This is a genomic window from Paenibacillus sp. 1-8 (assembly GCF_056316205.1).
The window spans coordinates 4,932,726-4,946,384 of sequence record NZ_CM149995.1 but is presented as its reverse complement, the minus strand read 5'-3'; the positions used below and the strand labels follow the sequence as shown (position 1 = coordinate 4,946,384).

Sequence of the window (13,659 nt, the reverse complement as noted above, 5' to 3'; positions counted from 1 at the left end):
ACAATAACGTATGGGATGATCTGATATGAGCGATAAATCGAATCAAATACAAGGTTTGTGCGGAGAGTCTGTGCAAAAGGAAAAATGTGAATCGGTACTGGATGAACAGGGGCTTCATGAGCTAAAGCCGCCGTTGGCGGCTTCCCATACGAATTGGTGGGACGTCAGAGGCTTGGTGGTTAAAGGGGATTTCTCTGGTGAAATATTATCCGGACAAGCCCTTGTCGCGGCGGAAAAAGGCATTCGTGAGGCTGCTGTGCTGCTGCAAGCAGGAGAGACCGTAGCGTTCCCTACCGAGACGGTGTACGGCTTGGGCGCGGATGCGCGTAGCACGGAAGCGGTAGAATCAGTATTCGCCGCCAAAGGGCGTCCTTCCGATAACCCGCTGATCGTACATATTTCCGACCCTGCCCAGTTGGATGGCATGGTAACGGAAGTGAATGATACGGCGCGGGCGCTGATGGATGCGTTCTGGCCGGGACCGCTAACGCTGGTGCTGCCCGTGATGCCGCAAGCACTATCGCCCTGTGTAACGGCGGGGCTGGACACGGTCGGCGTGCGCATGCCAGATCATCCGGTAGCGCTGCGCCTGATCGCGGAAGCAGGCTGTCCGCTGGCTGCGCCAAGCGCCAACCGCTCGGGCAGGCCCAGTCCGACCCTTGCACAGCATGTGCGGGAGGATCTGGAGGGCCGCATCGGCGGCATTTTGGACGGTGGCCCCACGGGTGTGGGGCTGGAGTCCACGGTGGTGCAGGCCGGTGACGACGGAACCGTCACCATCCTGCGCCCCGGCGGCGTGACGGCCGAGCAGCTTGCTGCGGTCGCTCGCGCCGTCGAGCTGGACCCGGCGCTCGCCGGCGCTTCGCCCGACGAGGACGCCGATAGCCCGGCACCACGTTCGCCGGGCATGAAGTACACGCACTACGCGCCGCGAGGCCGCTTGAGCGTAGTGCAAGGCCCGTCATCCGCGGAGGTGACGGGCTGGATTCGCACTGCGCTGGCGGAGGCATCCGCGCGCGGAGAGCGCACGGCGGTGCTCGCGTTCGACGAGCATGCCGCCGGCTATGCCGGAGAGCGCGTTTACACGCTGGGCAAGCTGGACGCACTCCATGAGGCGGCGCAGCGCCTGTACGGCGTGCTGCGCCGCTGCGACGAGGAAGGCGTCACCTATATTTTGGCGGAAGCCTGTCCGCCAAAAGGGCTGGGAGACGCCGTTATGAACCGCCTGCTTAAAGCAGCAGGCCATCGGGTCGTCCGTCTCTAGGACGACGCGGACACTATCCGAATATTTCGCAAACATTTCCTATACATGCAGTCCCCACGTTTGCATGGATTGACCTTTTCAGCATAGTTGGCCCCTCTCCTTCCTGGTACAAGCACGGTAAACCGTATGCTTGTACTGTTTTGCCTCTTGTCCGCATAACGTGTACAAGAGCAGACGGATATTGGGGGGATGGAGTATGCTGGCAGCCTCTGCCCATGCCGGGCAGATTGTAACGATTCTGGTCATGGCTGTAGCGCTGGGGATGGATGCGTTATCGTTGGGCGTAGGGATCGGCATGAAGGGGATACGCCTGCGGGACGTGCTGCGGATCAGCACGGTCATTGGCTTTTTTCACATACTGATGCCATTGCTGGGTATGTTCACAGGCCATTATATGAGTTCTTTACTGGGTCATGTGACGACCTATTTTGCAGGGGGATTGCTTATCCTTTTGGGCGGGCATATGGTGTATAATTCCTTCAAGGGTGACGGGGTACAGGTGCTGGACCATCGTTCGCCCCTGGGGCTTTTACTATTTTCGCTTGGGGTGAGCGTCGACTCCTTTTCTGTCGGGGTATCACTGGGCATGTTCCAGAGTGATCTGGTGCTGACCGTTCTGACGTTTGGCTTTTGCGGCGGAGCGATGGCAATGCTGGGACTGCTGTTAGGCCGCAAGGTCAGCCGCAATCTGGGAGACTATGGAGAAGCGGTGGGCGGTGCTATTTTACTGGCGTTCGGCTTTATGTTTATGTTTTGATTTTGGGGCAGACAGTGTAAAATAAATACAGGATTTTAGTAATCCTCTGTTTATATATTTTTTCAACATACGGGGGGTGAAGACGTTGAAACATATCTTATTCGTATGCACAGGGAACACCTGTCGCAGTCCAATGGCTGAAGGGATGCTGCGCAAGCTGTCTGCTGAGCACGGGCTAGGGCTGGAAGTGCGCTCGGCGGGAGTAGCTGCGATGGAAGGCACGCCCATTTCCCGACATGCAGAGGCAGTGCTACGTGACCACAATGTCTCGGATCAAATCACCTCAACTCCTTTGAACGGTGGGCTTGCCGAGTGGGCACATCTGATTTTAACCTTGACCCAAGGGCATAAGCAGCACGTCATTCAGCGCTTTCCCCAAACGGTGGGCAAAGTGTTTACGCTCAAGGAATATGTGGAGGACCGGGATTCGGTGCTGAATGATGTACAGGAGCTGGATGGTCTGTACGCTTCGCAACAACTGATGGGTTCATTGGGGCAGGAGCTTTCGGCACGGGAGCGTGAGCGAATGATTGAACTGCGTCAACGTATTCCGGGTTTTGATATTTCCGATCCGTTCGGCGGGTCGCGTGAAGATTACGATGTCACGGCTGCGGAAATCCGAACGGCGCTACACAAGCTGGTGGACAAGCTAAAGGCCTTGTCCGAATAAAGTTTGTATCACTCATCTATTTTGTACGGGATCTGTTGATTTTCGGCTGTTAATCCGTTAAGATAAGGTGGAAAAACAAGAATCCGGTGTAACTGGCGACAAAAGTGGGGTTAACCACGATGGAGCACCGGATATACGGCCGGTCGCCTGGGCAAAAGAGCAAATCCACATAGGCTGTGGACTGCTCTTTTTTCGTATATGAGCTAGGTTCGGCCTTCAGTGACCTTCCGTCCGGACAAATGGCTATTATTCTTCCGCATACTGTTACTTCGGGTATCCAAACCGAAAGGGTCCTTTAAGCGGTTTTTCCATATTTCCTGCTCGAAATCCGATTCATCGGCTATAATATAGTCAGATTGTGATATCAGGAGAGAGTGTGTTGAACATGGGGCATAAGCCTGTGCCTAGTCTCTGTGAGGCTGTTCAACCAAAGGAGGTTCCAATGGTAGGACAATTGGATCATGAGGTTACGCTTGAGGCACAGACCGCTTCTGTCGTGAAGGAAATCGCAGAAGCAGCCAGTCTCAAGGCTGGTCGCCTGTTGGTTATCGGCGTAAGCACCAGTGAGGTGGCGGGAAGCCGGATTGGCACGGCGGGAGCGCTCGATGTGGCGCAGCAATTGCTGGCTGGAGTGGAATCTGTTCGCAGGGCGTACGGTTTTGATGTGGCGTTTCAATGCTGCGAGCATTTGAACCGTGCGCTGGTGGTTGAACGAGCCGTGCTGGAGCGGCTGGGACTGACGGAGGTCGCCGCCGTTCCCGTCCGTACGGCAGGCGGATCTATGGCCGCCGTCGCCTATCGTGCGCTGGAAGATGCGTGTCTGGCGGCGAATGTACAGGCGCATGCGGGGGTAGATATTGGTGAGACGCTGATCGGTATGCATTTGCGACCGATTGCCGTTCCGTTTCGTCCAGGCCTTCGCTGGATTGGCGAAGCGCGTGTGACGGCGGCGTTCACTCGTCCTCCGCTCATTGGCGGACAACGAGCAGTGTATAGTCTGGAGCAAGAAGGCGGCGGAAGCTGCGACTAGCATTTGTATTTTGGCTTGGACTGCATGTTTGTACTGATCTTTTTTGCATTGATGATGAGGTACCCAACAGAGGAGCAGGCGCTTGCCTGTATACCTGACAATTGACCATGGAGAGGGAGTAATCAATCATGATGGAACATCTGCGTAAAAGTGACCCGGCAGTGCTGGAAGCAATGGGACTTGAACTGAAACGACAACGCCACAATATCGAGCTGATCGCATCCGAAAATATCGTCAGCGAAGCGGTAATGGAAGCAATGGGCTCCGTATTGACGAATAAATATGCTGAAGGTTATCCGGGCAAACGCTACTACGGTGGCTGTGAGCATGTAGATATCGTCGAGGACATTGCACGCGACCGTGCCAAAGAACTGTTCGGTGCAGAGCATGCTAACGTACAGGCTCACTCTGGAGCGCAAGCGAACATGGCGGTATATCTGGCAGCTCTTAAACCTGGAGATACCGTACTGGGTATGAACCTGGCGCACGGCGGCCATCTTACACACGGAAGTCCGGTTAACGCCTCCGGCTTGCTGTATAACTTTGCCGCTTATGGCGTACGCGAAGACAACTTCCGCATCGACTATGATGAAGTGCGCAAGGCAGCCTTCAAGCATCGCCCTCGTCTGATTGTAGCCGGAGCGAGCGCGTACCCGCGCACCATTGATTTTGAAGCCTTCGCCTCCATTGCCAACGATGTGGGCGCTCTGTTCATGGTCGATATGGCACATATCGCGGGTCTTGTGGCAGCGGGTATTCACCCAAGCCCGGTTCCGCATGCTCAATTTGTTACAACAACGACACACAAAACGCTGCGTGGTCCGCGTGGGGGGCTGATTCTGACTCGCAAAGCGTGGGCACAAGCAATTGATAAAGCGATTTTCCCAGGTACTCAAGGGGGTCCGTTGATGCATGTGATCGCATCCAAAGCCGTTGCCTTGGGTGAAGCACTCCAGCCTTCCTTCAAAACCTATGCGCAAAACGTAGTTCGCAACGCCCAGGTGCTGGCTGAGACATTGCTGGCTGAAGGCATTAACATTGTATCCGGCGGTACGGATAATCACTTGATGCTGCTGGACACGCGTAACTTGAACATCACTGGAAAAGAAGCGGAGCATGTACTGGATTCCGTGGGCATCACGGTCAACAAAAACGCGATTCCTTTCGACCCGACCAGTCCATTCGTTACCAGCGGAATCCGCATTGGTACACCTGCTGCAACATCCCGTGGTATGGATGAAGAGGCTATGGTCAAAATCGGTAAAATCATTGCTGAAACCCTCAAAAATCCGAAGGATGATACGGTATTGTCTAAAGCCAGCCAAGCTGTTGGCGAACTGACAGACAAATTCCCGATCTACCCAGGTACTCAATACTAATCTATTTACTTGTTTGATAAGGCTGTTTTTCTTCCGTAAGCCGGAGGAGAAACAGTCTTTTTTTGATTTCTAACGACTCGAAACTTACATTTTTGGGTAATAAGCGATTACGGTAAGGATTTGTTGCGCTTTCCTTCATGATCTACAACAAAGGAGTGATTGCATTGAGTCAAAGAAAATCCGCGCAGTTGTTACAGCAGCTTATATTTGTAGGACCGATGGCGTTGTTTTTCGTCTTGATTATGGTCATTCCATTCCTGCTGGGTCTGTATTATTCCATGACGAACTGGGATGGAGTATCTGAAAATGTTCAGTGGCTCGGGTTAGGGAATTACGTACACATTTTCAGGGATGATCCGGACTTCCGTAATGCGTTCTGGTTCACGGTCCGTTTTACCGTATGTGGTGTGATTCTGACCAACCTGATCGGCTTTTTCCTGGCGTATGCTCTTACAAAGCCGTTGCGTACCCGTAATGCGCTGCGTACTGTATTTTTTATGCCTAATATGATCGGCGGTTTGCTGCTGGGCTTCATCTGGCAGTTTATCTTTGTGCGCGGCTTTTCTGCGGTGGGAGAGGCTACAGGACTGTCCTTCTTCAATCTGCCGTGGCTTGGTGACGGGCCGACCGCTTTCTGGGGAACCGTCATTGTATTTGTATGGCAATATGCTGGCTATCTCATGGTTATTTACATATCCTCGTTAAATAATGTCCCTCATGCTCTTATAGAATCTGCCCAGATTGACGGTGCGAGTCGCAGACAGATTTTGCGTCATATCGTGGTGCCGTTAATTATGCCAGCCGTAACCGTCTGCCTGTTTCTGGCGATATCCTGGTCCTTTAAAGTATTTGAGTTGAATTTGGCGCTGACCAAGGGTGGACCCTTCAAGTCGACGGAGTCTGTTGCGTTGGACATATATAATGAAGCGTTTACAAATAACCGTCTTGGATTGGGTACAGCCAAAGCCATTATTTTCTTTGTCATCGTTGCGATCATTACCAGCATTCAGGTGCGTCTGACGAAGAAAAAGGAGGTCGAAATGTAATGGGAAAAACATCAAACTACCGTTTGGGCACATGGGCTGCTGAAATCCTGCTCATTGTGATCGGGTTGATCTTTCTGGTTCCGTTCTACTTTTTGCTCGTCAATTCCGTTAAATCCTTTGGCGACATTTTGGCTCATTCCGCCTCGTGGCCGATGACCTTCCATTTTGAGAACTACGCGAATGCCTGGAATAAAATAAATTTTCCTACAGCACTGGGGAATTCGTTGATCGTCACAATTGTCAGCAATGCACTTCTGCTGCTAATCAGCTCGATGGCTGCTTACCAGATGGTTCGGCATGATACACGTTTTAATCGCTTCCTGTTCGGTCTGCTCGTGGCTGCCATGGTGGTTCCCTTCCAATCCATCATGCTGCCTCTGATGGAGGTGTCCAACGTACTCAGCCTGAACAATAGCATATCGGGCCTGATATTGTGCTATTTGGGCTTTGGAGCGCCTTTATCCGTCTTTTTATTCCATGGCTTTATTAAATCGGTGCCTATTGAGGTCGAGCAGGCCGCAAGGGTGGACGGTTCCTCACGGTACGGTGTGTTCTTTCGCATCGTTTGTCCGCTGCTGCTACCCATGTTTGTAACCGTGCTTATTTTAAATACTTTATGGATCTGGAATGACTATCTGCTGCCTTCGCTTATTTTGAATGATCCTGAGCTACGCACGATTCCCATTGCCACTTATATGTTGTTCGGCCAGTATACCAAGCAATGGGATTTGGCACTGCCAGCGCTGGTGTTAGGGATTACGCCCATTGTTGTGTTTTTTCTGGTGATGCAAAAATACATCGTTTCCGGCATTGCAGCCGGTGCGGTCAAAGGCTGACGGGAGGGATAATCCATGAACAAAACGGCGCTGCTTGTCCTTTCTCTGATCGTGTTGCTCGCGTGTACGCTTTCGGGTTGCGGAAATACGCAGGCCCAACAGGGCGGGACGAAGACAATACACATCTATCAGTTCAAGGTAGAAATTTCGGAGCCGCTGAACAAGCTGAAGGCAGAATATGAAAAAACACATCCGGGCATCAAGCTGGATATACAGTCTGTCGGAGGCGGAACGGATTACGGAGCTTCGTTGAAAGCCAAATTCGCATCGGGAGATCAGCCGGATATTTTCACGAATGAAGGATACCAGGACCGCGATACGTGGTTTGAGTATTTGGAGGATCTGTCGGATCAGCCATGGGTCAAGGATTTGGATGATTTCGCCCGCAAGCCGATGACCGTTAACGGTAAGATTTACGGGCAGCCTATGAATCTGGAGGGCTTTGGTTTTGTTTATAATAAGGATTTGTTCAAAAAGGCGGGCATAACCAAGCTTCCTCAGACGATAAATGAGCTGGAAAAAGCGGCTAAACGCCTGAAGGCTGCGGGGATTATACCGTTTGCTAACGGGTATGCGGAATGGTGGGTGCTGGGGAACCATTTTATTAATATCCCGTTTGCCAGACAGCCGAACCCTGAGACATATGTGGAGAATTTAAACAAGGGAATGGCCCGCATCCCCGGTAACCCTGTGTTTGATCAGTGGGTGAAGCTGCTTGACTTGACCGTGAAATACGGTAACCGTAACCCGCTTACGACGGATTACAATACACAGGTGACGTTGTTTGCGACAGGCAAGGCTGCGATGATGCACCAAGGGAACTGGACTCAGCCGCAAATGGATGGAATTAACCCGGATCTGAATCTGGGCATCCTGCCCACGCCCATTGATAATGATTCGTCCGAAGGGAGCAGACTCGCTGTGGGTGTGGCATCCAATTGGGTAGTGAATAAAAATTCGCCTGTGAAGCAGGAAGCAAAGGATTTTCTCAACTGGCTGGTCACTTCGGAAACGGGCAAGCATTACATCACCAAGGAGTTCAAATTCGTACCCGCCTTTAGAAGCATCCCCTCCAGTGACGAGACGACAGGTGATCTGGGTGCCGAGATATCCAGGCATGTGAAGGAAGGCAAGATATGGAGCTGGAACTTTCAACGCTTCCCTAAGGGGCTGAATCAGGATCTCAGCAGCAGCATGCAGGCCTATATTGCAGGGGTTATTACGAAGGAGGAAATGCTCCGGCAATTTCAGGGGGCATGGGACAATTTGAAGTTTAGATAAAAGATTGAGCTGTATCAGGACACAACGCCTGTAGCTTGGGTGGGTAGTCCGAAGTTCAAAGGCTTTGACGGTCAAGTGCCGTCAGAGCCTTTTTTATGCACTTTTTGTATGACAAAAGTCACCCCTGAAGTGGGCGAAGTATGCTTTTTACCTGTCATATCTTCCTCTTGACAAAAGGTTGCGGTGGCAGGTGTTAAATCAATCAAGGGAATGTTATAATAAACAGGATTTACAGGCACGCATTGCATCTGTGCTTATTTGGTTTGTACAAATAGGTTACATAGATCCTTTCCATACAGGATGTTCGATATTCTGGTGCGAAAGAACGTGACGATAATACCGGAGGGAATATATCATGGCAAAACTGGTGGTTTGTGATCACCCTTTGATCCAACACAAACTTACATTTATCCGCGATGTGCGGACCAACACCAAGGATTTCCGCGAACTGGTGGATGAAGTAGCAACATTGATGGCTTATGAAATTACGCGGGATATCCCGCTGGAAAGCATTACGGTGCAGACACCAGTTGCTGAGACGGAAGGTAAAGTGATTTCCGGTCGTATGCTGGGCCTCATTCCGATCTTGCGTGCAGGCCTGGGTATGCTGGATGGCGTCGTTAAACTGCTGCCGGCAGCAAAGGTAGGGCATGTGGGACTGTTCCGTGATCCCGAGACATTGCAGCCTGTGGAATACTATACGAAGCTGCCTACAGACGTGACTGAGCGTGAATTGATCGTGATTGATCCGATGCTGGCAACAGGCGGCTCGGCGATCGCGGCTATTGATGTGTTGAAGAAGAGAGGCTGCACCCAAATTAAAATGATGAATTTGATTGCCGCTCCCGAGGGAGTCAAGGCTGTTCAGGATGCGCATCCTGATGTAGACATTTATGTTGCTGCACTGGACGAGCGTCTGGATGATCACGGCTACATTATTCCTGGTCTTGGTGACGCGGGAGACCGTTTGTACGGAACCAAGTAAACGGCCTCTGGTCATTCGGCATAATATATGGACGTTACGGACAAGTCGTTTTTTATAGGAGAACGATCTTGGAGTCGGGCGTTTATTTTGAAAAGGGGTTCAACAGAAAATGTCCAAAATCAAAGTGATGACTATTTTTGGCGTGCGTCCGGAAGCGATTAAGATGGCTCCTCTTATTTTGGAGCTTCAACGTCACCCCGAGCATATCGAGTCTGTAGTATGCGTAACGGCTCAACATCGCCAAATGCTCGATCAGGTTCTGGAGGTATTTAATATTTACCCTGACTATGATCTGGATGTAATGAAAGATCGTCAGACGCTTAATGAAATTTCGATCCGTGTGCTTCAAGGTTTAGAGCCTGTATTACGTGAGGCAAAGCCGGATATTGTACTCGTTCACGGCGATACGCTGACGACTTTCCTGGCCAGCTATGCGGCCTTTATGCAACAGATCGAAGTAGGGCATGTGGAAGCGGGCTTGCGTACGTGGAACAAGCTTTCTCCGTATCCTGAGGAAATGAATCGTCAACTGACAGGAGTGCTGTCTGATCTTCATTTTTCTCCTACATCTTTATCGGCTGGGAATTTGCGGAAGGAAAATAAACCTGAATCGCGAATATATGTAACAGGGAATACAGTGACTGACGTATTTCAGTACACAGTTCGCCAGGATTACGAGCATCCGGTGCTGGAATGGGCTAAAGGCAAGCGTCTGATTCTGATGACGGCACACCGCCGGGAGTCCCAGGGGGAACCACATCGCCAAATTTTTAGTGCGGTCAAACGGATCGCGGACGAGTTTGAGGATATTGCTATTGTGTATCCCGTTCATCCAAGTCCGGCTGTGAAGGAGCCTGCATTTGAGATTTTAGGCAACCATCCGCGTATTAAGCTGATTGATCCGCTGGATGTGGTGGATTTACACAATTTTTATCCGCACACTCATCTCATTCTTACCGATTCCGGTGGTCTTCAGGAAGAAGCGCCTTCGTTCGGAGTACCTGTTCTGGTGCTGCGCGATACGACTGAAAGACCGGAAGGCATTGAAGCGGGTACCTTGGAACTGGTGGGTACGAGCGAAGAGAACGTGTACAATCGGACCAAGGCACTTTTGACGGATTCCGCGTTGTACGAGTCTATGAGCCAGGCAGCGAATCCTTACGGCGATGGACAGGCATCAGTAAGAATTGTCAATGCGATTTTGCACCATTATGGTGTTCAATCCGAACGTCCTGAAGAATTTCACACAATGTTCACAAAAGGTGTTCGTCCGATATAATTATTCTTTACAAGGCAAGCATACAGTTAAACTGTACGGTTACCAAGGGATACGGCATTTTAAGATGCTTTGTCGACTGATTTTATACTTTAGGGCGCTAAAATATCTCAATTGACAAAGCATCTTATATTTAAGTAAAATGGACTGGAATTGCAGGGGTGACATGGAAAAGTGGTCAAACCTTCCAAGCAAAACAACAACCGAAATAACACCGGAAATGCCTTCAAGGCAATTGGACTGGTGAGCGCTATCGGCATTGATTTGGCGGTATGCACACTGGGTGGTTTTTATGCCGGAAAGTGGCTTGACGCCAAACTTGGTGGCTCCGGAATTTGGATTGGCGTAAGCGTTCTCGCAGGCTTGGTTGTAGGCGCATTGAGTATTGCCCTTGTGATCGGAAAGGTATTGAGGGATAACCATGAGTGAGATGACCCGAATGCAAAAAATGTTATGGATCGTAGCGCTTTGTATTATGGCTCTGTGTTTCCTGGTCTCCGCCTTCATGCCCCAACATCGTGACATTGCTCACGGAATCATTCTGGGAACGGGAGTAAGCTGTCTTAATGTGCTGTATATGGCCTACAAAATTCGACAGGTTGCGAGTGCGGCCGCCGGTGAAGGCAAGAAGAAAAGGGTTGGTATCGGCTTTGGAGTTCGTGTAGCGACCTCTATTTTGGCGGTGGTGCTGGCGATAGAATTCCCGGCCTATTTCCATGAGATCGCTGTAATGGCAAGCCTGGTGACTGGACAGTTTCTTCTTTTAATTATAGGCATCATATTCGCGCTACAGGAAAAATGATGGCTCAACTGAGAAAGGGGTGAGAAAACATGTTGCATGAATCACCGATTATCGAATTGGGCGGGTTTAACATTGACTTGTCCGTCATTATTATGCTTTTTGTAACTTGCGCGATTGTGTTTGGACTGGCTTTTGCTGCAACACGCAATTTGTCTGTAGACAATCCAAGCAAGCTGCAAAACTTTATGGAATGGGTCGTAGAATTCGTTCAAGGACTGATTACCAGCACGATGGATTTGAAAAAAGGGAAGCCATTCCTCTCCTTGGGGATGACGCTGATCATGTTCATTTTTGTCGGAAATATGCTGGGCTTACCGTTCGGGATTGTGACCGAATTCGATAATGCGCAAAGTGCCCAAGTATTTGGACATGAAATCATTCCAGTCAAGGAAGCATTAGAACAGGCACAAGCGTCTCATCCGGGCGAAGCTGCCCACGTGGGTGTCAACTGGTGGAAATCACCTACCGCAGATGCAGGGGTGTCCATTGGTCTGGCATTGATGATCTTTGTCCTGGTTCATTTCCTGGGAATCTTCCGTAACACCAAAGCATACTTCAAGCATTACATTCAGCCATTCCCTTTCTTTTTGCCAATTAACCTGATTGAGCAGTTCTCGAAACTTTTGACACATGGTATGCGTCTATTCGGTAATATTTTTGCCGGCGAGGTTTTGATTAGTGTACTGCTGAAATTGACGGCAATTGGCTTTGGAGGATGGATTGCTTCCGTATTGGGACTGGTTGTATGGCAAGGATTCAGTATCTTTGTCGGCAGTATCCAGGCGTTCGTCTTTACCATTTTGACGTTCGTATATATTTCACAGGCAATCGATACACATGAAGAAGAGCATTAGGTAATTTTCAGTTTCCGGTTTTTAGTTAAGTTCAGGAGTGCGCTTCGCTCTTAACTGCAAATACATGTACAACACAAATACACATCTCTAAGGAGGATTTTTAAAATGGGAGCTTGGGCATTAATAGCAGCAGCTATCGCAGTAGGTTTGGGTGCGCTCGGCGCAGGTATTGGTAACGGTCTGATCGTAAGTAAAACAGTTGAAGGTATCGCTCGTCAGCCAGAAGCAAAAGCTTCTTTGCAAACTGTCATGTTTATCGGTGTAGGTCTGGTCGAAGCACTGCCAATCATCGGTGTCGTCCTGGCATTCATTTTCTACGCAGCAGCTTAATTAAATGGAAGCAAGGTTTGGCGGGGAAGGCACAGCCATCCGCGCCTTCTTTGTTGCTTGGCTTAAGAGATAACTAGGACTGACGTTCACCGGAAAGGAGTGACTTCAATTGCATTTTAATTGGACAAGTATCGTTTTTACTATAGTTGCATTTTTGATCTTGTACTGGTTGCTGACCCGTTATGCATTCGGCCCCCTCTTTTCAATCATGGAGAAGCGGCGTGAGCTTGTTTTGAAGCAAATGAATGAAGCGGCACAGACGCGTGAACAGGCTACTGCCTATGTTGAGGAGCAAAAGCAGGCTCTCCAACAGGCACGTAAAGAAGCCTACGATATTATTGAGCAGTCGAAACAAACAGGTAGCAAGCAAGCGGAGCAAATTATCGTTCAGGCCAAGGACGAAGCTGTCCGCCTGAAAGACGAAGCTGTTCGTGAGATCACAAGCGAGCGCAATAAGGCAGTTGCCGAGCTGCGCAGCGAAGTGGGCCGGGCTTCGGTACAAATCGCTTCCAAGCTGATTCAAAAAGAAATCAAGGAAGACCAAGTCCAGGGAGAGCTTGTTGATCAGTACCTTAAAGAGGTAGGAGGCAAAGCATGAGCCGGGATACGGTAGTTGCCAAACGGTATGCAAAAGCTTTGTTTGAAGTGGCGGAGCAAGAGCAAACCATTATGGAGACCGAGCAAGAGCTTCGTGCTTTTGTAGAAGCTGTCTCCGGGGATGCTGAAATCCGTAAGTTCATCAACTCTCCTAACATTACGGAAGCGGTCAAGCTTCAGGTTCTGGCTAACAGTTTTGAGGGCAAGCTGTCTGCCCCGGTGATCAACACGATTAAGCTGTTGATCCAGCGTAGCAGAGCGGATTTGTTCGAATCTCTTCTCGCTGGATACCTCGATATTCAGGAGTACAAGCTGGGACTTGCCCATGCAAAGGTGTATTCCACTTATGCGCTCAGTGAGCAGGAAAAAACAGCGGTAGCCGAGCAATTCGGAGCCCGTGAACATAAAACAATCCGTGTGGAAAACATAGTGGACCCGAGTCTGCTGGGCGGATTGAAAGTGGTTATCGGCGATACACTGTACGACGGCAGTCTGGCCGGTAAGCTGGATCGTCTCGAGAAATCCTTTAACAGACGAGTATAGAAGATAGGG

At 50.2% G+C, this 13,659-nt stretch carries 16 protein-coding genes and 1 riboswitch; all 16 genes read left to right on the top strand.

Going from position 1 to position 13,659, the window contains the following annotated elements:
• The first annotated feature begins 25 nt into the window (after positions 1–25).
• The 16 genes from AC0WRU_RS22735 (at position 26) to AC0WRU_RS22660 (ending at position 13,650) form a co-directional block, all read left to right on the top strand.
• Entirely contained in the window at positions 26–1,264 is a 1,239-nt protein-coding gene (locus tag AC0WRU_RS22735) for an L-threonylcarbamoyladenylate synthase (protein WP_476126396.1), read from the top strand.
• 196 nt (positions 1,265–1,460) lie between these two features.
• Positions 1,461–2,021 carry a manganese efflux pump MntP gene (locus tag AC0WRU_RS22730; protein ID WP_192511934.1) on the top strand — a complete coding sequence of 187 codons (561 nt, stop codon included), beginning with the start codon at positions 1,461–1,463 and terminating at the stop codon, positions 2,019–2,021.
• Positions 2,022–2,106: 85 nt separating this feature from the next.
• A complete protein-coding gene (locus AC0WRU_RS22725; RefSeq protein WP_025684754.1) occupies positions 2,107–2,691 on the top strand; it encodes a low molecular weight protein arginine phosphatase in 585 nt (194 codons plus the stop codon).
• 78 nt (positions 2,692–2,769) lie between these two features.
• Positions 2,770–2,851, top strand: a riboswitch (ZMP/ZTP riboswitch).
• Between the two features lie 282 nt (positions 2,852–3,133).
• A complete protein-coding gene (locus AC0WRU_RS22720) occupies positions 3,134–3,721 on the top strand; it encodes a TIGR01440 family protein (RefSeq protein ID WP_476126395.1) in 588 nt (195 codons plus the stop codon).
• A 128-nt stretch (positions 3,722–3,849) separates the two neighbouring features.
• Positions 3,850–5,100 (top strand): serine hydroxymethyltransferase, encoded by a 1,251-nt coding sequence (locus tag AC0WRU_RS22715; protein WP_476126394.1) that lies wholly within the window; start codon positions 3,850–3,852, stop codon positions 5,098–5,100.
• A gap of 164 nt (positions 5,101–5,264) precedes the next feature.
• A complete protein-coding gene (locus AC0WRU_RS22710; protein ID WP_476126393.1) occupies positions 5,265–6,146 on the top strand; it encodes a carbohydrate ABC transporter permease in 882 nt (293 codons plus the stop codon).
• Positions 6,146–6,982, top strand: a complete 837-nt coding sequence (locus AC0WRU_RS22705; protein WP_476126392.1) for a carbohydrate ABC transporter permease — start codon at positions 6,146–6,148, stop codon at positions 6,980–6,982. The genes AC0WRU_RS22710 and AC0WRU_RS22705 overlap by 1 nt, the downstream gene beginning before the upstream one ends.
• Before the next feature lie 15 nt (positions 6,983–6,997).
• Positions 6,998–8,263, top strand: a complete 1,266-nt coding sequence (locus AC0WRU_RS22700) for an ABC transporter substrate-binding protein (RefSeq protein WP_476126391.1) — start codon at positions 6,998–7,000, stop codon at positions 8,261–8,263.
• 355 nt (positions 8,264–8,618) lie between these two features.
• Positions 8,619–9,248, top strand: a complete 630-nt coding sequence (upp, locus tag AC0WRU_RS22695; protein WP_013312332.1) for a uracil phosphoribosyltransferase — start codon at positions 8,619–8,621, stop codon at positions 9,246–9,248.
• Positions 9,249–9,357: 109 nt separating this feature from the next.
• Entirely contained in the window at positions 9,358–10,527 is a 1,170-nt protein-coding gene (wecB, locus tag AC0WRU_RS22690; RefSeq protein ID WP_476126390.1) for a non-hydrolyzing UDP-N-acetylglucosamine 2-epimerase, read from the top strand.
• A 171-nt stretch (positions 10,528–10,698) separates the two neighbouring features.
• On the top strand, positions 10,699–10,953 hold the full coding sequence (locus AC0WRU_RS22685) for an AtpZ/AtpI family protein (RefSeq protein ID WP_025683780.1): 255 nt from the start codon (positions 10,699–10,701) through the stop codon (positions 10,951–10,953).
• Positions 10,946–11,326, top strand: coding sequence for an ATP synthase subunit I (locus AC0WRU_RS22680; protein ID WP_044646220.1), 381 nt, complete (start codon positions 10,946–10,948; stop codon positions 11,324–11,326). The genes AC0WRU_RS22685 and AC0WRU_RS22680 overlap by 8 nt, the downstream gene beginning before the upstream one ends.
• A gap of 29 nt (positions 11,327–11,355) precedes the next feature.
• On the top strand, positions 11,356–12,180 hold the full coding sequence (gene atpB / locus AC0WRU_RS22675; RefSeq protein WP_476126389.1) for a F0F1 ATP synthase subunit A: 825 nt from the start codon (positions 11,356–11,358) through the stop codon (positions 12,178–12,180).
• A gap of 105 nt (positions 12,181–12,285) precedes the next feature.
• Positions 12,286–12,510 (top strand): F0F1 ATP synthase subunit C, encoded by a 225-nt coding sequence (gene atpE, locus AC0WRU_RS22670; RefSeq protein ID WP_014278475.1) that lies wholly within the window; start codon positions 12,286–12,288, stop codon positions 12,508–12,510.
• Between the two features lie 109 nt (positions 12,511–12,619).
• Positions 12,620–13,108 carry a F0F1 ATP synthase subunit B gene (gene atpF / locus AC0WRU_RS22665; protein ID WP_476126388.1) on the top strand — a complete coding sequence of 163 codons (489 nt, stop codon included), beginning with the start codon at positions 12,620–12,622 and terminating at the stop codon, positions 13,106–13,108.
• Positions 13,105–13,650 carry a F0F1 ATP synthase subunit delta gene (locus tag AC0WRU_RS22660; protein WP_476126387.1) on the top strand — a complete coding sequence of 182 codons (546 nt, stop codon included), beginning with the start codon at positions 13,105–13,107 and terminating at the stop codon, positions 13,648–13,650. Before atpF ends, AC0WRU_RS22660 begins: the two co-directional genes overlap by 4 nt.
• The last annotated feature ends 9 nt before the right edge of the window (positions 13,651–13,659 follow it).